Annotated in this window: 18 protein-coding genes; 1 reads left to right on the plus strand and 17 read right to left on the minus strand. The window is 35.5% G+C overall.

Features of this window, described 5'->3' with window-relative positions; all coding sequences use genetic code 11:
* From BHF71_RS11500 to BHF71_RS05395, 8 genes are all read right to left on the minus strand, one after another.
* A partial coding sequence (locus tag BHF71_RS11500) for a transposase (RefSeq protein ID WP_084024145.1) occupies nt 1–156 on the minus strand: 156 nt, incomplete at its 3' end.
* Between the two features lie 110 nt (nt 157–266).
* Entirely contained in the window at nt 267–2,273 is a 2,007-nt protein-coding gene (gene ligA / locus BHF71_RS05365; RefSeq protein ID WP_069656645.1) for an NAD-dependent DNA ligase LigA, read from the minus strand.
* A gap of 14 nt (nt 2,274–2,287) precedes the next feature.
* Nucleotides 2,288–4,468, minus strand: coding sequence for a DNA helicase PcrA (gene pcrA, locus BHF71_RS05370; RefSeq protein WP_069656646.1), 2,181 nt, complete (start codon nt 4,466–4,468; stop codon nt 2,288–2,290).
* 95 nt (nt 4,469–4,563) lie between these two features.
* Entirely contained in the window at nt 4,564–5,271 is a 708-nt protein-coding gene (pcrB, locus tag BHF71_RS05375; protein ID WP_342668075.1) for a heptaprenylglyceryl phosphate synthase, read from the minus strand.
* 220 nt (nt 5,272–5,491) lie between these two features.
* A complete protein-coding gene (locus BHF71_RS05380; RefSeq protein ID WP_069656647.1) occupies nt 5,492–5,785 on the minus strand; it encodes a YerC/YecD family TrpR-related protein in 294 nt (97 codons plus the stop codon).
* Between the two features lie 138 nt (nt 5,786–5,923).
* A complete protein-coding gene (locus BHF71_RS05385) occupies nt 5,924–7,060 on the minus strand; it encodes a DUF3048 domain-containing protein (protein WP_069656648.1) in 1,137 nt (378 codons plus the stop codon).
* A 181-nt stretch (nt 7,061–7,241) separates the two neighbouring features.
* Nucleotides 7,242–8,921 (minus strand): hydroxylamine reductase, encoded by a 1,680-nt coding sequence (gene hcp, locus BHF71_RS05390; protein WP_069656649.1) that lies wholly within the window; start codon nt 8,919–8,921, stop codon nt 7,242–7,244.
* Nucleotides 8,922–9,176: 255 nt separating this feature from the next.
* Nucleotides 9,177–10,451 carry a helix-turn-helix transcriptional regulator gene (locus BHF71_RS05395; protein ID WP_069656650.1) on the minus strand — a complete coding sequence of 425 codons (1,275 nt, stop codon included), beginning with the start codon at nt 10,449–10,451 and terminating at the stop codon, nt 9,177–9,179.
* 173 nt (nt 10,452–10,624) lie between these two features.
* On the opposite strand from BHF71_RS05395, the gene BHF71_RS05400 reads away from it, so the two are divergent.
* Complete coding sequence (locus tag BHF71_RS05400) at nt 10,625–10,888, plus strand: YgaP family membrane protein (protein WP_069656651.1); 264 nt, start codon at nt 10,625–10,627, stop codon at nt 10,886–10,888.
* 61 nt (nt 10,889–10,949) lie between these two features.
* On the opposite strand, the gene purD is transcribed toward BHF71_RS05400, so the two are convergent.
* The 9 genes from purD to purC form a co-directional block, all read right to left on the minus strand.
* Nucleotides 10,950–12,206, minus strand: a complete 1,257-nt coding sequence (gene purD, locus BHF71_RS05405) for a phosphoribosylamine--glycine ligase (RefSeq protein ID WP_069656652.1) — start codon at nt 12,204–12,206, stop codon at nt 10,950–10,952.
* Nucleotides 12,207–12,277: 71 nt separating this feature from the next.
* Complete coding sequence (gene purH / locus BHF71_RS05410) at nt 12,278–13,816, minus strand: bifunctional phosphoribosylaminoimidazolecarboxamide formyltransferase/IMP cyclohydrolase (RefSeq protein WP_069656653.1); 1,539 nt, start codon at nt 13,814–13,816, stop codon at nt 12,278–12,280.
* Nucleotides 13,817–13,833: 17 nt separating this feature from the next.
* Nucleotides 13,834–14,442: a phosphoribosylglycinamide formyltransferase gene (gene purN, locus BHF71_RS05415; protein ID WP_069656654.1), complete on the minus strand. Its 609-nt coding sequence runs from the start codon at nt 14,440–14,442 to the stop codon at nt 13,834–13,836.
* Between the two features lie 5 nt (nt 14,443–14,447).
* Nucleotides 14,448–15,479: a phosphoribosylformylglycinamidine cyclo-ligase gene (purM, locus tag BHF71_RS05420; protein WP_069656655.1), complete on the minus strand. Its 1,032-nt coding sequence runs from the start codon at nt 15,477–15,479 to the stop codon at nt 14,448–14,450.
* Between the two features lie 15 nt (nt 15,480–15,494).
* Nucleotides 15,495–16,907: an amidophosphoribosyltransferase gene (gene purF, locus BHF71_RS05425; RefSeq protein ID WP_069656656.1), complete on the minus strand. Its 1,413-nt coding sequence runs from the start codon at nt 16,905–16,907 to the stop codon at nt 15,495–15,497.
* Complete coding sequence (gene purL / locus BHF71_RS05430; protein ID WP_069656657.1) at nt 16,892–19,129, minus strand: phosphoribosylformylglycinamidine synthase subunit PurL; 2,238 nt, start codon at nt 19,127–19,129, stop codon at nt 16,892–16,894. Before purL ends, purF begins: the two co-directional genes overlap by 16 nt.
* Complete coding sequence (purQ, locus tag BHF71_RS05435; protein ID WP_069656658.1) at nt 19,126–19,794, minus strand: phosphoribosylformylglycinamidine synthase subunit PurQ; 669 nt, start codon at nt 19,792–19,794, stop codon at nt 19,126–19,128. The genes purL and purQ overlap by 4 nt, the downstream gene beginning before the upstream one ends.
* Complete coding sequence (purS, locus tag BHF71_RS05440; protein WP_069656659.1) at nt 19,791–20,045, minus strand: phosphoribosylformylglycinamidine synthase subunit PurS; 255 nt, start codon at nt 20,043–20,045, stop codon at nt 19,791–19,793. The genes purQ and purS overlap by 4 nt, the downstream gene beginning before the upstream one ends.
* Nucleotides 20,038–20,757, minus strand: a complete 720-nt coding sequence (purC, locus tag BHF71_RS05445) for a phosphoribosylaminoimidazolesuccinocarboxamide synthase (RefSeq protein ID WP_069656660.1) — start codon at nt 20,755–20,757, stop codon at nt 20,038–20,040. The genes purS and purC overlap by 8 nt, the downstream gene beginning before the upstream one ends.
* Nucleotide 20,758: the final 1 nt, after the last annotated feature.

A 20,758-nucleotide genomic window follows, 5' to 3' on the forward strand; every position in this document is an offset into this window, starting at 1 on the left:
GTTATCTAAAGAATAGGTATCTTTAACCAAATCGTATATAAAGCTAAAGTCAATTGCTTGATCTATTTTCCTCACTAGATGATCCTCTGGTACTAAATCTTCTATTGATACTAATTCAACTTGAGTTCTTACATCTTCCTTACGTTTTGTTAACATGTTTCTCCCCTCACAAGATATTTATTACATACTTATTATACAAAAAAAGCTTGTAGATTTGTCTAAATAAAGACTTTGTCTACAAGCTGAAACGTCCTCTATGAGGACGTTTACTTCTTCAATTCATTAATAAATTCTTCTTCGGATAAGATTCTAATGCCCAATGATTGGGCTTTTTTTAGTTTAGAACCAGCCTTATCTCCAACTATCAGCAAATCTGTCTTTTTCGTTACACTATTGGTTACTTTTGCGCCAAGTGCTTCTAATCTTTCAGCGGCCTCATTTCTTGTCATTTGCTGAAGCGTTCCCGTTAAAACGATAGTTTTGTCGCTAAATATGGAGTCTTTATTATTACCTTCAAAATGTACACCTTTGAAGACCATATTTATACCATACTTTTCTAATTTTTGAATTATTTCTTTTACTTCAGGTTTAGAAAAGAAGGTGACAATGCTATTAGCCATTTTCGGTCCAATCTCATCAATGGCTACCAAATCCTCTTCTTTGGCTTCCATTAGATTTTTCATTGTTTTATATCTTATAGCCAACACTTTGGCAGCTTTTGCTCCAACATGTCTAATTCCTAAACCAAAAATTAATTTTTCTAAAGAATTACCCTTACTTCTTTCTAGTGCCTCTAAGAGGTTTTGTGTTGATTTTTCTCCCATTCTTTCTAATGGTAGAAGATCTTCCTTTGTTAGCGAATATAAGTCTGCAACACTATGAATTAATCCCTTCCCAAAAAGCTGCGCTACAACCTTTTCTCCTAAACCTTCAATATTCATCGCATCTCTAGATACAAAATGAATAATCCCTTCCAATATTTGAGCAGGACAATTTGGATTAATACATCTTAAGGCAACTTCACCTTCTATCCGAACCAATTGACTGTTACAAGCTGGACAGTTTGTAGGCATTTGAAAAATCGTTTCTTTACCGGTTCGTTTCTCTTTCAAAACAGCAACTACTTCTGGAATAATATCTCCTGCCTTTTTTACGATTACATGATCACCTAACATCAGACCTTTTTCTCTAATCATGTCTTCATTATGCAAAGAGGCCCGTTTAACAATAGTTCCTGCTAAACTAATTGGTTTTAATATTGCTGTAGGCGTAATTACTCCGGTTCTACCTACATTCACTTCGATATCCTCTAGTATGGTTATGGCCTCTTCTGCTGGAAACTTATAAGCTATCGCCCATCTTGGACTTTTAGCAGTTACTCCCATCTTGTTTTGGATCTCATAGGAATCAACCTTTATTACCATTCCATCAATTTCATAAGGAAGATTAGGTCTTTTATCAGTCCACACCTTAACATATTCAATCACATCTTCAATATTATCGAAAAGATGCCGTTCTTTATTTACTTTTAACCCCAACTTTTCCAAGTAATTAAGACCTTCACTATGAGAAGACAATTCAATCCCTTCAACTGTTCCAATACCGTATAAGAAGATATCTAACGCTCTTTCAGCAGCTATTTTGGGATCAAGTTGACGAAGTGAACCTGCAGCAGCATTTCTTGGATTTGCGAATAATTGCTCCCCTTTTTCTTTACGCTGGGCATTAATTCTTTCGAATTCCTTCTTAGGTAAGAATACCTCACCCCTTACCTCGATCGTAACTGGCTCCTTCAAACGCAATGGCAACGAACGAATCGTTTTAAGATTTTGGGTAATATCTTCACCTATTACCCCATCACCACGGGTAGCGCCTCTAACAAAAATCCCATTTTCATACCTAAGCGAAACAGCCAACCCATCAATTTTAAGCTCAACCATATAGTTAATGTCATGACCAGGTACCGCTTGTCTTACTCTCCGATCAAAATCATATAAGTCATTTTCATTAAAGGCATTACTCAAACTTAATAGAGGAATCTGATGCTCGACCTTATCAAAGTGATCTAAAGGTTCCCCACCTACCTTTTGAGATGGTGAATCGGGTGTTATAAATTCTGGGTGTTTTTCTTCTAGTTCTATTAACTCTTTCATTAGCAAATCAAATTGATAATCTGAAATAGTTGGGCGATCTAAAACATAATATTCATAATTATATTTTTCAATATTTTTCCTTAATTCCTCAATTCTCTGCTTGATTTGCTGTTTATCCATTTAGGTCATCCTTTCTAATCTACCTTTTCAATCGGAGCAAATCTTGCTAATAAATTTTTGATACCTGTAGGTTGTGAAAATGCAATTTGCAACTCTAAATCGTCTCCACTATTTTTTGTAGATACAATAACCCCTACTCCCCATTTAGTATGTCTAACTTTATCCCCTACTGACCAATCATCACGGGGAGCGATGTTCTTTTTAGTATCTAAAATATTTCTTTTTTTAACCACCATCGTTTTCTTGACTTCTTCACGCAGATCAAGCAATAACTCCTCAGGAATTTCTGAAATAAAACGCGATGGTTTATTCATTTGGGTTCTACCAAATAACATTCGGCTATCAGCGTAAGAAATATATAATTCCTGTTCAGCCCTCGTAATACCTACATATGCTAATCTTCTTTCTTCTTCCATTTCATCTTCTTCCATCAACGCCCGATTATGAGGGAAGATCCCTTCTTCTAACCCTGCCAAAAAGACAACTGGGAACTCCAGTCCCTTTGCACTGTGAAGAGTCATCATCGTAACACTATCTACTTGTTCAGTATCTCCATCAGCTTGATCGATGTCGCTAACAAGTGCAACCTCACTTAAAAAATTCTCTAACGACTTATCATCATCTTGTTTTTCAAATTCGATGGTAACAGATAAAAATTCTTTGATATTTTCTATTCTACTTTCAGCTTCAAGGGATTTTTCCTTTTTAAATTCTTCTAAGAATTTAGTATCTTCGATAACTTTTTCCGTTAGTTCAGTAACTGTCAAACTCTTTTCAAGCTGTCTAAACTTCTCAATCATATCTCTAAATTGACTAACTTTATTAGCTGTTCTTGCAGTCAATCCAATGAAATCGACTACACCTATCGCACTATACATTGATATACTATGAGAGTTAGCATATTCAGCAATTTTATCTATAGTTGCAGCACCAATTCCACGTTTAGGAACATTTATCACTCGTCTTAAACTCATGTCATCATCTGGATTATATATTAATCTAAGATATGCAAGAATATCTTTGATTTCCTTACGATCGTAGAACTTTGTACCACCAACCATTTTATAAGGAATATTCGCTTTCAGAAACGCTTCTTCAATAACACGGCTTTGAGCATTTGTTCGATATAAAACTGCGAAGTCTATATATCGCTTGCCATTCTTTATTTGTTCTTGAATTTTATCGGATATAAAATTAGCTTCGTCATGCTCATTATTTGCCCGATATATTGCAATTAAATTACCCTTAGGATTTTCGGTCCATAAGTTTTTTTCTTTTCTCTGACGATTATTCTTGATAACTGAGTTGGCTGCCTGAATTATGTTTTTAGTAGAACGATAATTTTGTTCTAGTTTAATCACCTGAGCTTTTGGGAAATCTTCCTCGAAATTCAGAATATTACTAATATCTGCCCCACGCCATTTATAGATAGATTGATCAGTATCCCCAACTACACAAATATTTTGATGATAATCTGCCAACATTCTCACCAACATATATTGAGCCCGGTTAGTATCTTGGTACTCATCGATATGAATATATTGAAATTTCTTTTGGTAAAATTCCAATACTTCAGGGACATTTTGAAATAAATGGACTGTTGACATGATTAGATCATCAAAATCTAATGAGTTATTCATCTTTAATCTAGCTTGATATCTTTCATAAACATCTAAAACTTTTTGTTGAAAGAAATCACCGACAGTTTTACCGAAAACTTCAGGAGTTTTTAATTCATTTTTAGCATTACTTATTGATGCAAGTATTGCCTTTGGCTCGAATTTTTTTACATCTATATTTAATTCTTTCATTATTTGTTTAACAACGCTTAATTGATCGCCAGAATCTAATATCGTAAATTGCTTAGAATAACCTAAATGATGTATATCCCTTCTTAAAATCCTTACGCACATTGAATGGAAAGTTGAAATCCAGATATCTTCAGCCTTTGGTCCAACCAATTTACTGATTCGCTCTTTCATTTCCCTCGCGGCTTTATTAGTAAAAGTTATCGCCAAGATATTCCATGTGGGAATCCCTAAACGAAGTAAATTGGCAATCCTATGGGTTAGTACCTTAGTTTTACCACTTCCAGCGCCTGCTAAGATAAGTAGCGGACCATTAATCGTTTCTACTGCCTCTTTTTGTTTAGAATTTAATCCGCTAAAGATATCAGTATCTTGTAATTGTTCCATAACGTCCACCTTTCATGAGCACATTTGTTCGGTTTCTTGCCCTCTATAAAATTATATCTAATAGTTGTAAACTATTCAATGAAATAGGATATATCTTAAGCATGATTCACATTGTTTTTTTGAATATTTACAGTTTCCAATGCTAATTCAAAATTTTCATAGATTACGTTACCAACGACAACTGTATCAACGTAACTCGACATTTCTTTCGCCTTATCGATTGAATCAATTCCTCCACCATAAAAAATCTTTGTATTATCGACAGCATATTTTAATTCTTCTATTAATTCTACTTCAGCATAGGTACCACTAAACTCTAGATATAAGATAGGTAGTTTTAGCATTTGATCAACCATTCTTGCATAGGCAATAACATCTTCTACGGATAAATCTGTTAAACTTTTTGTTAATTTAGCTACAGATGAATCTCCATTTAAGACAATATACCCTTCAACTAAAACTTGTTCCCAATTAATTAAGTCACCATATTTCTTTAAGGCTTGATGATGAGCATTTAAAATCCAAGTTGGATCTTGAGCATTCAATACTAAGGGAATGAAATAATAATCAAAACCTGGTACAATTGCATCTAGACTAGAGATTTCTTGAATAGTGGTTATCGAATTTTTTCGTATAAGCCTTAATAAATTCTCCGTATTTTCATAAGTTACTCCTAATGTTCCACCGACTACAATAGCATCAGTCCCAGAAAGACATAAACGATTTACCTGTTCTTCAGAAATTGGACGGTTAGGATCAAGTTTAAAAATATGATTAATAGATGACATCCAGTGATTGTTCACAAACTTCACTTCCTTTATCTATCTAAAACGAATTCCTTCTTATGAATATTAATTACCTAATCGATATATTGCAATACTTTTATATAAAAGTTTATGTATTCTATCTTTTTTCTTCCCTTATAGAACGAAAAGGGTTGACTTAGAAGATAAACAATCTCCGTAAGTCAGCCCTACTGATTTCCAAACCTATTATAGTATTTATTTAAGAATTCAATTTTTCTTAATCCATTTTAAAACGTTCAAATACCATTTTGTAGCCATCATTTCCATAGTTTAAACTTCTCTTAACCCGAGAAATCGTTGCTGTACTAGCACCCGTTTCAGCTTCAATCTGATTATAAGTAAAACCTTTTGTTAACATATGAGCAACTTGTAAGCGTTGTGCTAATGATTCAATTTCGTTAACAGTCATTAAATCATCAAAAAACTTATATGCTTCCTCTAACGTTTCCAATTTCAGAATTGATTCAAATAATAAATCAACAGATTTATTCTTTATTTTATCAAATGGCATACTCTTCACCTCACGAAATAACATTATCATATTTTGTTAAAAAATGATAGTCCCATGAATAGACTATTTATGAAAAATGAAATCGAATACATCATTATTATACCAAAGATCCATTCTCACGTTAATCTATTAAATTGTCTACTGATAGAAGACAGGAGTTTGATTTTGAACGACAATTATCCAAGTTTGTCCTGGATATAATCCCTGTTCTTTACCATCTATGTAAGCCCTAATTATACCATCTTTTCTTTGCCATGTAATTTCTTTAACAATTCCGTTTTGAAACAGATATCCTTTGCCAGGCCCATTTACATCGATTTCTCTTCTCCCAACATCATCAATGATTTTATGATCAGTTCTTATCACTAAAATATTCCTCGCTGTTAGTTGTTCATCTGTTTCTAGGTCTTTATGTGGAGCTCCATTCACATAACGATTATATAACTTGGTCTCTTCGTCATATTTATAATCAATCACGTATTTTGAATAGTATTCTATTTTTATTTCTTTGGCCTCAATACCTTCCACCTTTTCATCTTCCCCTAAGAAGGGAATTGTAGGAATATACCCTTTTAATCTAAAACCTCTTCTTTTTGCAATATCTTTAATCTTCTCGATATTTGTATATACATTATGCGGTGCTTTTCTGAATGTCGCTCTCCAAAACGCGCCACCGGAATTGGTTATCTCATCGATATCTGGTAACTGATTTTGTTGTAAAATAGCAAATGCCGCATTACTAGCTCCAGCATGAACTATAAGTGCATCAAAACCATTAATAATGTCTAAGTAGTAAGGACGGATACTCCTTACCGGCCCTATCACATCAGGTTGTTGACTATGATAGATTGCCACAAATCTGGTTATCATTCCTTCAGCTAATATTTCATAAACCATATCAGCTTTATTTAATCCCGATTGTGGTCTTGCTTTATAATGATTATTGATCATAATTCCAATAATTCGCCCATCCACTTCCTGTTCGACGGGTAATCCAGTTAATGGGGCACGATATTTAGGAATATTTTCTTCGTTAAGCTCATCTTCCGAATTTTTTTGTTCAGCTATTTCTCTTTCATTATTCTGACTGTTTTCTTCTACTTGAGTATCTTTATCGGCAACTATATTATCATTATTTACATTACTTTCTTCTTGTTGGGTTGCGCTGCTAGATCCATCTCCAGTAGATTGTGTTCCCTCAATGCTACTACACGCTACTAAAGAAAGAATCAGAATCAGTACAACTACTAACGATAAAAAATATAATCTTTTCATTATGTTCACCTTCCAAATAGATGTTACAATTAATAGTTCTGTATCCAATCTTAATATTCCTTTATAATAAATACTTTCACTTGAATAAGTATTTTGTAAAAGTGCTGCTTTTTGGAGTATAAAATAGCAAAAACCCCGTGTCCTTAAACACGGGGGATCGTTTTACGATCAATCCAATAATCTATTCAACTACAACTTCTTCACCCATAATTGCTTTTAAATCTTCTGCTACAGTACCAATAGGCTTGATATCAAAGTTCTCTACTAATACCTTCACCACATTTGGTGATAAGAACGCAGGTAAAGTTGGGCCTAGACGGATACCTTTAACTCCTAAATGTAACAATGCTAGTAATACAGCAACCGCCTTTTGTTCATACCAAGCAATATCATAAGAAATTGGAAGTTCATTGATATCTTTAACACCTGTTGCTTCCATAAGAGCTTGTGCAATTACAACTAATGAATAAGAATCGTTACATTGTCCAGCGTCTAAGATACGTGGAATTCCTCCAATATCACCTAGATCTAACTTGTTGTAACGGTATTTAGCACAACCTGCTGTTAGGATTACAGCATCTTGAGGAAGCTCTTGAGCTAATTGTTTGTAATAATCTCTAGTCTTATGTCTTCCTTCACAACCTGCCATAACAACGAACTTCTTAATCGCTCCGGAATTTACAGCGTCAACAACTTTATCTGCAACACTTAAAACGGCGTTACGTGCAAAACCTGAAGTTATTGTACCTGTTTCAATTTCTGTTGGAGGCTCACACTTTAAAGCGTGTTCAATTATTGCCGAGAAATCCTTTTGTTGACCAGGTTTACGATCCTCAATATGTTTTACACCTGGGAAACCTACTACTCCAGTAGTATATACTCGATCTTTGTAAGAATCCTTTGGTGGAACTAAACAGTTTGTTGTCATTAAGATTGGACCATTAAAGGATTCAAACTCTCTAGTTTGCTCCCACCAAGAATTACCGTAGTTACCAACAAAATGATCATATTTCTTAAAGAAAGGATAAGTGTTAGCAGGTAACATCTCACCATGAGTGTAGATATCTACACCTTTGTCTTTAGACTGTTCTAACAATTCTTCTAAATCTTTTAAGTCATGTCCACTTACTAAAATTCCTGGACGTTTTTTAACCCCGATATTTACTTGAGTTGGTTCAGGGTGGCCGTAAGTGCTTGTATTAGCTTTATCTAGCATTGCCATCGCCTTAACTGCTACTTCACCAGTTTTTAGGATAACACCGATCAATTCTTCCGCAGACAAACTATCATCAGTTGTTGCTGCTAATCCTTCTTGTAAGAAGGAGAAAACCTCATCGCTTTTTTCACCTAATACGTATGCATGTTCTACATAAGCTGCAATACCTTTAAGACCATATGTCAATAATTCTCTTAGGGATCTAATATCCTCATCTTTAGTTGCTAATACTCCAACTTCTTCGCCTTTTTTATAAAATTCATCAATATCATCACTATACCAAGTTGCCATTTCTGGCAATTCTTCTGAAAACTCTTCTCCGTATTTAGCTTTATAAGCATCCATAAATTTATTTTTAAGAGAATCACGATAGCTTAATGCTTCTTTAATCATCTCAATAAATTTATCGTCATTAAAGTTTACATTAGTTATTGTTGAGAAAAGACCCTTAGCAATAAAAAGTGATGTTTCTTCGTCATATATTCCTATTTCTTTGGCTTTATTTCCATAAACAGAAATTCCCTTTAGTACGTAAATTAATAAATCTTGAAGATTTGCCGTAGTATCTTTCTTACCACAAACCCCTACTACAGTACAGCCTTCATTTTTTGAGGCTTCCTGACATTGAAAACAAAACATGCTCATTAAAATCCAACTCCTTCTGCCTATTTTAGAAAAGTCCAAACATAACCTATAATTTATCTTTGTCGTTCTTGGACTTATTCTTCATTAATCAGCTCAAGTAATATTTTATCGGGTTTTGACTATAAACTCTGTGAAAAAAATCACAAATATAAAAAATAGTTTAGTTGGAAAATGTGAAAAACGTTAAAAATGGTAAAAACACCCCGAGGATGAGGTGTTTTTAAGGAAATATAATAAATTGTGAGGGAAGGCATATTAATTGTTCAAACTCCACTTTTTAGCAACTTCTAAAGCAATTTTGTAATATTTAGCTGCTATTTTATATTTTCTTAATTCATGATAATAATCTCCTAATTCCTCGACTATTTTATCCATGTACTTCCATAAATTTTGCTCGTAAAAATAACTAATCGATTCCTGAAGATAATCCTCATAAACCTGATAATTTTGCATCTTAAAATTCATTTTAGCTTCAATCATCTTAAGTCTATAAAGGTCTCTTTCGCTTTCGCAATATTCTCTTGCTTCCTCCAAAGTCATCATCAAATCTTCAAATAAGTCTTGCTCTAAGTATATCTCTAAAATCGAATGGTAAGCTATATACGGATTATGATTGTTTTCTTTTTTTAAGGCAATACTCTTAAAAAAATAATCTAAACTTTGATTAATTTTACCCTGTGCCTTATAGACCATCCCTAAATTATTTAAGATTCTCTCTGTAATATCATTCATCTCTTGCATCTTGGCTATATCTAATGCTTTAAGGAAGTTTTCTTCAGCTTTTATCAATTCCTTATTTTCATAATACAAGCCACCAAGTAAATTATATACATCAGAAACTTTTTGCCACTGATGTTCATGTAAGTATATATTCAGAGCCGTTACCGCATAGGGTATTGCTTTATGAATATTATGTAACTTATAAAATATTAAAGCAATGTTATAGTTTATACTTCCTTTAAGCACATTATTATTGACTAATGACAAAGATCTTAAAAATTTTTCATAACTGATATAATAATTTTCTTTGTGAAATTCGACGATTGCCAACATGTAATAATAAATTACTTCAAAATCATGAGGTAATTTATCAACATCATTTTCTTCCATTAGGGGAAATACATCTTCCTTGAATTTCCTTAATCCTTCGGAAATTTGTCTGGATCTATAGCAGTAGTAACTTTCTAAAAGATAAAACATTATTTCTTGATAGATAGAATTAATAAGAGGATATTTTTCCTTTATCTTTAACAAAAGAACATCTGCTTCTTCAAACTCTAAGTCATTTATCTTGTTCAATAATTGCATCAATAGATCCTGTAATTGTTCATCATCTTCCTTATACCTCACTAAATATTCTTCCGCAACTTTCAATTTTTTAGCTAACGCTCTGAGTATATCATTATTAGGTAAAAAATTTCCAGACTCGATATTACAATAATGGGAATATGATACAATTCCTGTTGCCAATTCCTTCCTAGTAATTGATGAAGATTGCCGCAATTTTTTTATCCTATTGGAAATATGCAAGATTATCCCTCCGAATAAGTAAATAATTAAGGAAAAAATCTAGGATTATGATTTTAATTAATTTTAATAATTTTTTAGTAAATTAGCAACTTTGCGAAAATTTGTCTGTCAGCATTTATTTATTAGATCAATGGAATAATAAGAAAAAACTTTTTGAAAAAAGGAGAATGAAAATGAAAAAGAATGTGGGAACTGTAGATGCTTTACTAAGAATCACCTGGGGATTGTTTGGACTAGCTTGGGGAATATCTCGGATGACTCGTTATCCTCATAGAGGTTTGCCTGTAATAGTAACGATTATTGCTTCTTTAAAAGTTGCTGAAGGGATTACTAGATGGTGTCCAATGCTTGATATTCTTGGTATAACCACTATTGAGAAAACAGCAAATCTAAAACGGGTGAAAATGGCTAAAGAAATGATTCAACCGTTGGAGTAAAAGATATATATCAGAGATAAAAGCCACCCAATCGGGTGACTTTTAATCTTTTAATATCTATTTATCGTTTATCTGCTATGTCCTGACGATAATAAGCTCCAGTGAACTGTATTTGATTTACTCCTTGGTAGGCTTTTTCCCTAGCTGCTTTTATACTCGGTGCTAAAGCTGTAACGCCCAGTACCCGGCCACCTGAAGTAACCAATTGTTCGCCAACTTTTTTTACTCCTGCAAAGAATATTTGGGTATCACTACGCTGAATGTTTTCCATAATAATAGGCATTCCTGTGGAATACTCTCCTGGATAGCCTTTAGATGACATAATGACACATACCGCTGCCTTATCATCCCATTCTAGTTTGATGTTCTCTAGTTGATTATTAACAATAGCTAAGAACACCTCAAGTAGATCAGTTTTTAATCTTGGTAATACCACTTGGGTTTCTGGATCGCCCATTCTGGCATTAAATTCGATTACCTTTGGACCTTTCTCAGTAATCATCAACCCAGCATACAAGATTCCCTTAAAAGGATGTCCTTCTTTGGCCATCCCTACTGTTATTGGTTTTAAAATAGAATGATAAATTTCATTCAACAAATCTTGTTTCAGCTGTGAGACTGGGGAATAACTGCCCATTCCGCCAGTATTGGGACCTTTATTACCATCAAAAATAGCTTTATAATCTTGGGCAGGTTCCATTGGTAGAACTGTTGTCCCATCCACAAAGGCCATAACCGTTAGTTCTTCTCCTGCTAGATATTCTTCAATAACAATTTTATTTCCCGCTTCTCCAAATACTTTTTCTCCCATTATTTCGTCTATTGCCCTAATAGCTTGATCTAAATCGTAAGCAACAGTTACCCCTTTACCTGCAGCCAATCCATCGGCTTTTATTACAATCGGAGTGCCCTTTCCCATCACATAATTAATCGCTTCTTCCTTTGATTCAAAAACTTGATAATCTCCAGTGGGGATCCGATATTTCTTCATTAACTCTTTAGCATAGGACTTGCTGCCTTCAATCCTAGCTGCCGCTTGATTGGGTCCAATAATCGCTAAATTATGTTCTTTAAAGTAGTCTACAATTCCTGCTAAAAGAGGATTTTCGGGACCAACTATCGTTAAATCTATCCCATATTTAGTTACAACTTCAACTAATCCTTTAAAGTCCGTTTCTATAATCGGTAAACAAATAGCGTCCTTTTCCATCCCACCATTACCTGGGGCACAATAAATTTCACTTACCTTTGAGCTTTTCTTTAACGAACTTACAATGGCATGTTCCCGGCCACCCCGTCCGATTACTAATACCTTCATTATATTTTCCTCCGTTTCCTATTTGTTAGAAACGTCAATGAGCATTAAGTAAATGTTAAATATCTTCCAGATTAATGTTTAAAATGACGCACTCCTGTAAATATCATTGCGATTCCATGTTTATTAGCTTCAGCGATTGAATCTTCGTCTCTGATTGAACCACCCGGTTGGATAATAGCTGTAACCCCAGCTTTTGCAGCCTCTTGAACGGTATCTGGCATTGGGAAGAATGCGTCTGAAGCCATAACTGAACCTTTTGCCTTTTCACCAGCTTGTTCAATGGCTATTTTAGCGGCCCCAACTCGATTCATTTGACCCGCTCCAACTCCAACAGTTTGCTCTCCTTTAACTATTACGATTGCATTTGATTTAACATGTTTTACTACTTTCCAAGCAAATAACAATTGTTGTAATTCTTCTTCAGTTGGAGTACGCTCTGTAACAACTTTAATATCTTCCATATCTAATTTTTTATAATCCTCGTCTTGAATTAAAATCCCACCGGTAACAGAAGTCAATTTTTGGGTTCTAATTTCCATCTTTTCATCAGATAACTCTAATAAACGAATGTTTTTCTTATTAGTTAAGATATCAAGAGCCGCTTTTGAAAACTTAGGAGCGATAATCACTTCTAGGAAGATATCCTTCATCCGTAAAGCTGTTTCCTCATCAATTTCTTGATTCGTTGCCACTATACCACCGAAAATAGAGATAGGATCAGCTTCATACGCCCGATTGAAGGCTTCAATCAAGCTATTTCCAAGTCCAACGCCACACGGATTCATATGTTTAACGGCCACGACAACAGGTTGGTTAAATTCTTTAACAATTTCCCATGCCGCATTCGTATCTTGGATGTTGTTATATGACAACTCCTTCCCATGAAACTGTTTCGCCTTTGCTAAGCCTTGTTCTGACAAAGCTTGGCGATAAAAAGCCGCTTTTTGATGAGGATTTTCACCGTAACGTAATTCTTGTACTCTCTCATAGGTTAATGTTAACTTTTCCGGGAACAATTCGTTTGTTTGTTTAGTAAAATATTGGGCAATGTAAGAATCATAAGCTGCCGTATGTCTGAATACCTTTGCCGCCAGTTGCTTTTTAAATTCTAAATCAATATCCCTGTCCTGTTTCAATTGTTCTATAACTATAGGATAGTCAGCTGGGTCTACAACAACTATCACATCTTGATAATTTTTAGCTGCCGCCCTAAGCATAGAAGGGCCACCAATATCAATATTTTCTATTGCTTCTTCCCAAGTTACATCCGGTTTAGAGATCGTATCTTTAAACGGATAAAGATTAACAACAACTAAATCAATTAAACCAATCCCTTGTTCTTGTAACTGTTCCAGATGCTTATTATTTTCTCTAACTGCTAATAATCCAGCAAATACTTTGGGATGTAACGTTTTTACTCTGCCATCCATAATTTCCGGAAAACCAGTTAGGTCCGAAATAGCTGTTACATCAAAACCTGCTTGTTCCAGCTTTTTTCTAGTACCTCCTGTAGAGATAATCTCATAGCCTAATTCTTTTAAATTAGACGCAAATTCTACTACTCCCTGTTTGTCAGAAACACTAATAATTGCTCTTCTTTTGTTAGTCATATCTTATACCCCTTTTATTAATTCTCATTTATTAATACCCTTCTTTTATTAATGGAAATCTTATTAGCAAGAATTAGATTGACTGTTTCAGGTAATAATTGATGCTCTACTTGATGAATTTTTTCTGATAGCGTGTCCACATCATCATCTCCAGTAACAGCCACTGTTCTTTGGGTTATAATTGGTCCTGTGTCCATACCTTCATCTACGAAATGGACCGTTACACCAGTAAATTTTACTCCATATTCAATTGCCTGTCCAATGGCATTTAACCCTGGGAAAGCAGGTAAGAGAGATGGATGAAGGTTGATAATTTTATATGGAAAAGATTTTAACAATGTCGGTCCTATCAGTCGCATATATCCAGCTAAAACGATTAATTCTATCTCCATTTCCTTTAAGATTTCCACGATTACCGTTTCATAATCAGCTTTACTAGTATATTGCTTTGGTTCAAAAGAGAATACAGGTACATTTTCTTTTTTAGCCCTGACGTTTACATAAGCATCAGGTTTATCTGAAATTAAAACTTGAATATGTCCTACCAACCGCCCAGCTTTTTCAGCATCAACAAGACTTTGAAAATTAGAACCATTTCCCGAAGCGAAGACAGCTATTTTTTTCATCGCTATTATTCATCTCCTAAAAGAATCACATCTTGATTCCCTGTGCTTACTGAACCGATAAGATAAGCTTTCTCACCTTGCTGTTTAGCTAAATTAATGACTAAATCCTTATCTTTCTCATCAACTATCAATATGAGACCGATTCCCATATTAAAAGTGCGATACATTTCATCTCGTTTCAAGGAGCCTATCTTTTGTAAAAAGGTAAAGATTGGAGGTATATCCCATGAACCCATCTCAATATTTGCCTGAATTTTTTTTGGTAAAACTCTGGGTATGTTTTCAATAAAACCTCCGCCAGTAACATGGACTATCCCTTTGATTTTTACTTGTTTCATCATTTCCAAAATTGGTCTAACGTAAATTCGGGTAGGCTTTAATAATTCTTCTCCTAAGGTTCTATCTAATTCTTTGATGTAATCGTTTAGATGATAACCATTTTCTTCGAGTAAATATCTCACCAATGAATAGCCATTGCTATGGAGCCCATTTGAAGCTAACCCAATAAGAACATCTCCAGCTTTAATCTTAGAACCATCGATAATCTCTGCTTCCTCTACAACCCCTACTGCAAATCCTGCTAGATCGTATTCATCTTGAACATACATGCCGGGCATTTCTGCTGTTTCACCACCGATTAGTGCGCACCCTCCTTGCTCGCATCCATTAGCTATTCCCTTAACGATTTCCTCTATCTTTTCTGGTACTAATTTTCCTGTAGCAATATAGTCAAGAAAAAATAATGGTTCTGCACCTTGTGCTAAAATGTCGTTTACGCACATAGCCACTAAGTCGATTCCCACCGTATCATGCTTATCTAGCTCAAAGGCAATCTTCAGCTTAGTGCCTACTCCATCCGTTCCCGATACCAGAATTGGCTGTTTATACTTGTTTGGTAAGGCAAATAAACTACCAAAGCCGCCCAATCCCGTCCTTACTTCTGTACGAAAAGTTTTAGCAACGTGTCGTTTCATCCTTTCAACAGCCTCATTACCCGCATCAATATCTACTCCAGCCCTTTTATACGCTTTATTCATTACATAACCTCCAAGCTACTTTTTACCGAAAAATGCTTTTTGGAACACTTCTGTGGGATATTCAGAATTGAAACATGCCAAACAATGTCCCCCGGTGGTATCTTTACTTATTCTACCTATCGCCTCAATCATTCCCTCAATGCTTAAAAATTCTAAAGAATCGGCTCCAATATATTCCCTAATCTCTTCAATACTCTTATTTGCAGCGATTAACTCTTCTCTAGATGAAGTATCTATTCCGTAATAGCAGGCATTTTTGACGGGAGGCGAACTGATTCTAACATGCACCTCTACAGCTCCAGCTTCCCGTAGCATCCTAACTATTCGACCACTTGTAGTACCACGAACGATAGAATCGTCAATCATCACAACCCTTTTACCTTCTACTACCTTACGAACAACGCTAAGTTTCATCCTTACCCCTTTTTCCCTGAGCTCTTGACTAGGCTGAATAAATGTTCTGCCAATATATCGATTTTTAACTAAGCCCAATTCATAGGGAATTCCCGCTCTTTCTGCAAAGCCGATTGCCGCTGAAATACTAGAATCTGGAACACCAGTTACCACATCAGCCTCAACTGGATGTTCTTCAGCCAATCTCTTACCCAACCTTTTTCTTGCTAAATGAACGTTAATTCCGTTAATATCACTATCTGGGCGGGCGAAATAGATGTACTCAAAACTACATGTAGCCCTTCTAGTTCGGACAGTAAAACGTTCTGCCCTCAAATCACCTTTTTCAAGGACTAAGAATTCTCCCGGCTCAATATCCCGAAGGTACGTAGCACCGATTACGTCAAACGCTGCGGTTTCCGAGGAAATCACATATCCCTCTTCCAATTTACCTAAAGCTAGAGGTCTTAAACCATTGGGATCAAGAGCAACAATTAATTTATCATTCGTCATAATAAGGAGGGCATACGCTCCTTTTATCACCCCAAGAGCTTCTTTAACAGCCTCTTCAATCTCTTCATACATTGACCTAGCAATTAAATGAGCTATAACTTCTGTATCACTAGTGGTTTGAAAAATTGAGCCTTGCCTTTCTAATTGATGTCTAATTTGGACGGCATTTACTAAGTTACCGTTAGTAGCAATTGCTAATTCCCCACCACGATATTTAAATACAAGTGGTTGGGCATTCTGCAAAGAACTTTCTCCTGATGTCGAATACCTAACGTGTCCTATCCCATTAAATCCTTGAAGTTTATTTAACTGTTTACTTCCAAATGCCTCAGTTACTAATCCCATTCCGCGATGATAGGTAAAAAATTCATTATTGGAAGTGACGATTCCAGCACTCTCTTGGCCACGGTGTTGTAAAGCATGCAATCCATAGTAGATTAATTGTGGAGCATCAGCATGATTATAAACCCCAAACACACCGCATTCTTCGGTCATTTTGTCAAAGATTAATTCATCAAACATGGAATCGCCTCTTTCCAAGCTTTTATTAATTGCTGGATATACAAATCAATCACTAACACATCATGATAAGATATTTCCAAGGTATTTGAAGTTACAACTCCGATTTCTTGATAAGTTACCCCAATCTCTGCGGCGATTTTTTTAACTTGTTCAACATTATCTGGAGAAACAGAAAGTAAAATCCGTGATTGACTTTCACTAAATAAAAACGACGCTGGGTTCAAATCATTGGATATATTAATACGTGCTCCTAATTCTCCAGAAATACAAGATTCAGCTATTGCTAAGGCAAAACCACCATCGCTCAAATCATGGGCCGATTGGACATAGCCATTCCTAATAGCTTCTAAAACAACTTCTTGAACTTTCTTTTCCTTATCTAAATCTAGCTTAGGGACTTTTCCTTCAATTTTCCCCAATACTACTTTTTGAAACTCTGTCCCGGTAAGCTCGTTATAGGTATCTCCTAATAAGATAATCACATCACCAACATTTTTAAGTCCCTGGGTAGTTATATGGGCTAGATCAGAAACAAGTCCTACCATTCCTACTATTGGTGTAGGATAAATAGCTTTACCACTTGTTTCATTATAAAAGCTTACATTGCCTCCAATAACAGGCGTATCTAGTACTTTACAAGCCATACTCATTCCGTCAACCGCTTGTTCAAACTGCCAAAATACTTCTGGCTTTTCAGGATTACCAAAATTAATTCCGTCCGTTAAAGCTAATGGTTTTCCTCCAGAACAAACGATATTTCTTGCAGCTTCAGCAACAGCAATCGCCCCACCAGTGTATGGGTCTAAATAAATGTATCTACCATTTCCATCTGTTGTCATCGCTAGAGCTTTTCTAGTTCCTCTGATAGTAATAACCGCGGCATCACTACCAGGTTTTACAGCCGTGCTCGTCCTAACCATATGATCATATTGCTTGTAAACCCATTCTTTGCTAGCAATATTAGGAGAAGCTAATAAATCTAGCAGTATTTTATTTAGATCAGCTAAATGGTGGTCCTCAAGATCGATAGAGTCGACAGATTGGTTCTTCCAAAAATAATTTGGTTCTTGAGACGGCATATGATAAACTGGAGCTTCATCAACAAGGGCACTAACAGGAAATTCAGCTACAATTTTTCCACCATCAAGAAGACGATACATTCCGTCATCAGTAACTCTACCAATTACCGCAGAATATAATCCCCATTTATCAAAAACTTTTTTTACGTCCTCTTCCTTTCCTTTTTTCACTACCACTAACATTCGTTCTTGAGACTCGGATAACATGATTTCGTAAGGGGTCATACCAGGTTCACGTCTTGGAACTTTTGAGAGGTCAAGTTCAATCCCTGTCCCAGCTTTGCTCGCCATCTCCGAGCTAGAACTGGTTAGTCCAGCAGCACCCATATCTTGAATTCCTTCAACAATATCTAACTCTATCAGTTCCAAAGTTGCTTCTAATAACAATTTTTCCATAAAAGGGTCTCCAACTTGGACTGACGGCTTTTTAGATTCAGATTCCTCTGTTAATTCTTCTGATGCAAAGGTGGCTCCGTGGATACCATCTCTTCCTGTACTTGCACCCACATACATCACCGGATTTCCTATTCCCTTAGCAACACCTTTTTGGATTTTATCATGATCTATTATGCCTACACACATTGCATTAACTAGCGGATTGCCGCGATAAGATTCCTCAAAAACCACCTCGCCACCAACGGTTGGAATACCCATACTATTACCATAGTTAGCAATACCCGCTACCACATTTTTAAATAGATATTTAACTTTTTCATCACTTAGTGGACCAAATCTTAAAGAGTTTAAAAGCGCAATTGGTCTAGCTCCCATAGAAAAGACATCACGAATAATCCCTCCAACGCCAGTGGCTGCTCCTTGGTAAGGTTCAATTGCTGAAGGATGATTATGGCTCTCAATCTTAAATACCACAGCTTGATTATCACCAATATCGACAATACCTGCACCTTCCCCAGGTCCTTGAAGTACTTGCTTACCTTTTGTAGGAAATCTCTTCAAGACTGGCTTTGATGTTTTATAGCTACAATGCTCGGACCACATCACACTGAACAGGCCAGTTTCAACAAAGTTGGGTCTTCGTCCTATTAACTTAACAATTCTCCCATATTCCTGGGCTGACAAACCCATATCTTTATAAAGTTTTTGCTCAAAAATCTCTTCAGGAGTTGGTTGATGATGCATCATCTTTCCCTCCAATACTTTAAAATTGATTGAAATAACTTTTTACCATCTGGAGAACCTAAAAGATCGGAGATAGCTCTTTCAGGATGAGGCATCATGCCCAATACATTACCTCGTTTATTGATTATCCCAGCAATATCATCTACAGAACCGTTCGGATTGTTTTTATAACGGAATACTATTTGACTATTCTGTTGTAATTCCTTTAAGGTCTGTTCATCACAATAATAATTCCCTTCACCATGGGCAATCGGTATTCGGATTTCCTCTCTTAATGCGTACTCCGCAGTAAAAGGGGTTTGGTTATTCTCAATAATTAATGATTCCGTCGAACAAATAAATTGGAGATTTTCATTTCTTTGCATCGCACCGGGTAATAATCCTGCTTCTAACAATATTTGAAACCCATTACAAACACCGAGGATTAATTTGCCTTGATCAGCAGCTTTTTCTATCTCTTGCATAATCCTAGAAAATCTAGCGATCGCACCAGCCCTTAAATAATCTCCATATGAAAAACCGCCGGGAAGCAAAATACAATCATAAGAACTTAAATCTGCATCGTCATGCCAAACGTAATCGACCGGTTCCTTTAGAACGTCTTCAATCGCATGATACATATCGATATCACAGTTTGAGCCGGGAAAAACGATGACAGCGAACCTCATAGTGTCACCTCTTTTAGTTCAAAACGATAATCTTCAATTACTGTGTTAACCAGTAATTTTTCACACATTTCCCTAACCCGTTCTTTTGCCACTTCATATTTATCTACATCTAAAGTAAGTTCAATAAATTTACCAATTCGCACTTCTTGTGTTTCATCATATCCTAAGGAAAGCAATGATTCTCTTACTGCCTTTCCTTGGGGGTCTAGAACTCCAGTTCTTAAGGTCACATATACATTTGCTTTAAACATTTTCCTCTCCCCCTATACGGTTCAAAATTTTACGATACGCCTCTTCAACATTGCCTAAGTCCCTTCGAAATCGGTCTTTATCCAACTTTTCATAGGTTTCTTCATCCCAAAAACGACAAGTGTCTGGTGAAATTTCATCAGCTAGTATTAATTGCCCATCTCCCGTAATACCAAATTCTAATTTGAAATCTACTAAAATAATCTTTCTTTCTCGTAGAAAAGCAGTTATTATCTCATTCACCTTTAAGCTGATAGCTTTCATTTTTTGTACTTGTTCTTTGGTAGCTAATTGCAGAACAGCAATATGTGAAGAATTAATTAATGGATCACCTAACTGATCATTTTTATAATAAAACTCAACGACTGGCTGGGGTAAAATCGTACCTTCTGCTAATCCTAAGCGTTTTGCTAAAGAACCTGCTACAATATTTCGAATGACTACCTCAATAGGAACTATCTCTACCTTTTTGACTAGTTGTTTTGTTGGAGATATTTCTTTAAGATAGTGATTTTCAACTCCATTTTCAGTAAGCAAACGAAAAAATATTCCACTAATTCGATTGTTCAATTCTCCTTTTCCTGAAATAACGTCACGTTTTTCTCCGTTAAACGCAGTAGCATCATCCTTATACTCAACAAGCAATTGTTCTTCTTGGTCCGTACTATAGATTTTTTTGGCCTTCCCTTCATAAAGCAAACCTAATATTTCCATC

Origin of the sequence: Vulcanibacillus modesticaldus (genome assembly GCF_001730235.1) — a bacterium.
GTDB lineage: Bacteria > Bacillota > Bacilli > Tepidibacillales > Tepidibacillaceae > Vulcanibacillus > Vulcanibacillus modesticaldus.

Coding starts and splice junctions, on each gene's coding strand:
- hcp (WP_069656649.1), bottom strand. CDS start 8,921: ATGAGCATGTTTTGTTTTCAATGTCAGGAAGCCTCAAAAAATGAAGGC.
- purM (WP_069656655.1), bottom strand. CDS start 15,479: ATGAATAAAGCGTATAAAAGGGCTGGAGTAGATATTGATGCGGGTAAT.
- ligA (WP_069656645.1), bottom strand. CDS start 2,273: ATGGATAAACAGCAAATCAAGCAGAGAATTGAGGAATTAAGGAAAAAT.
- purD (WP_069656652.1), bottom strand. CDS start 12,206: ATGAAGGTATTAGTAATCGGACGGGGTGGCCGGGAACATGCCATTGTA.
- BHF71_RS05385 (WP_069656648.1), bottom strand. CDS start 7,060: ATGAAAAGATTATATTTTTTATCGTTAGTAGTTGTACTGATTCTGATT.
- pcrA (WP_069656646.1), bottom strand. CDS start 4,468: ATGGAACAATTACAAGATACTGATATCTTTAGCGGATTAAATTCTAAA.
- BHF71_RS05400 (WP_069656651.1), top strand. CDS start 10,625: ATGAAAAAGAATGTGGGAACTGTAGATGCTTTACTAAGAATCACCTGG.
- purN (WP_069656654.1), bottom strand. CDS start 14,442: ATGAAAAAAATAGCTGTCTTCGCTTCGGGAAATGGTTCTAATTTTCAA.
- purL (WP_069656657.1), bottom strand. CDS start 19,129: ATGATGCATCATCAACCAACTCCTGAAGAGATTTTTGAGCAAAAACTT.
- purS (WP_069656659.1), bottom strand. CDS start 20,045: ATGTTTAAAGCAAATGTATATGTGACCTTAAGAACTGGAGTTCTAGAC.
- purQ (WP_069656658.1), bottom strand. CDS start 19,794: ATGAGGTTCGCTGTCATCGTTTTTCCCGGCTCAAACTGTGATATCGAT.
- BHF71_RS05380 (WP_069656647.1), bottom strand. CDS start 5,785: ATGCCATTTGATAAAATAAAGAATAAATCTGTTGATTTATTATTTGAA.
- purC (WP_069656660.1), bottom strand. CDS start 20,757: ATGGAAATATTAGGTTTGCTTTATGAAGGGAAGGCCAAAAAAATCTAT.
- purF (WP_069656656.1), bottom strand. CDS start 16,907: ATGTTTGATGAATTAATCTTTGACAAAATGACCGAAGAATGCGGTGTG.
- purH (WP_069656653.1), bottom strand. CDS start 13,816: ATGACTAACAAAAGAAGAGCAATTATTAGTGTTTCTGACAAACAGGGA.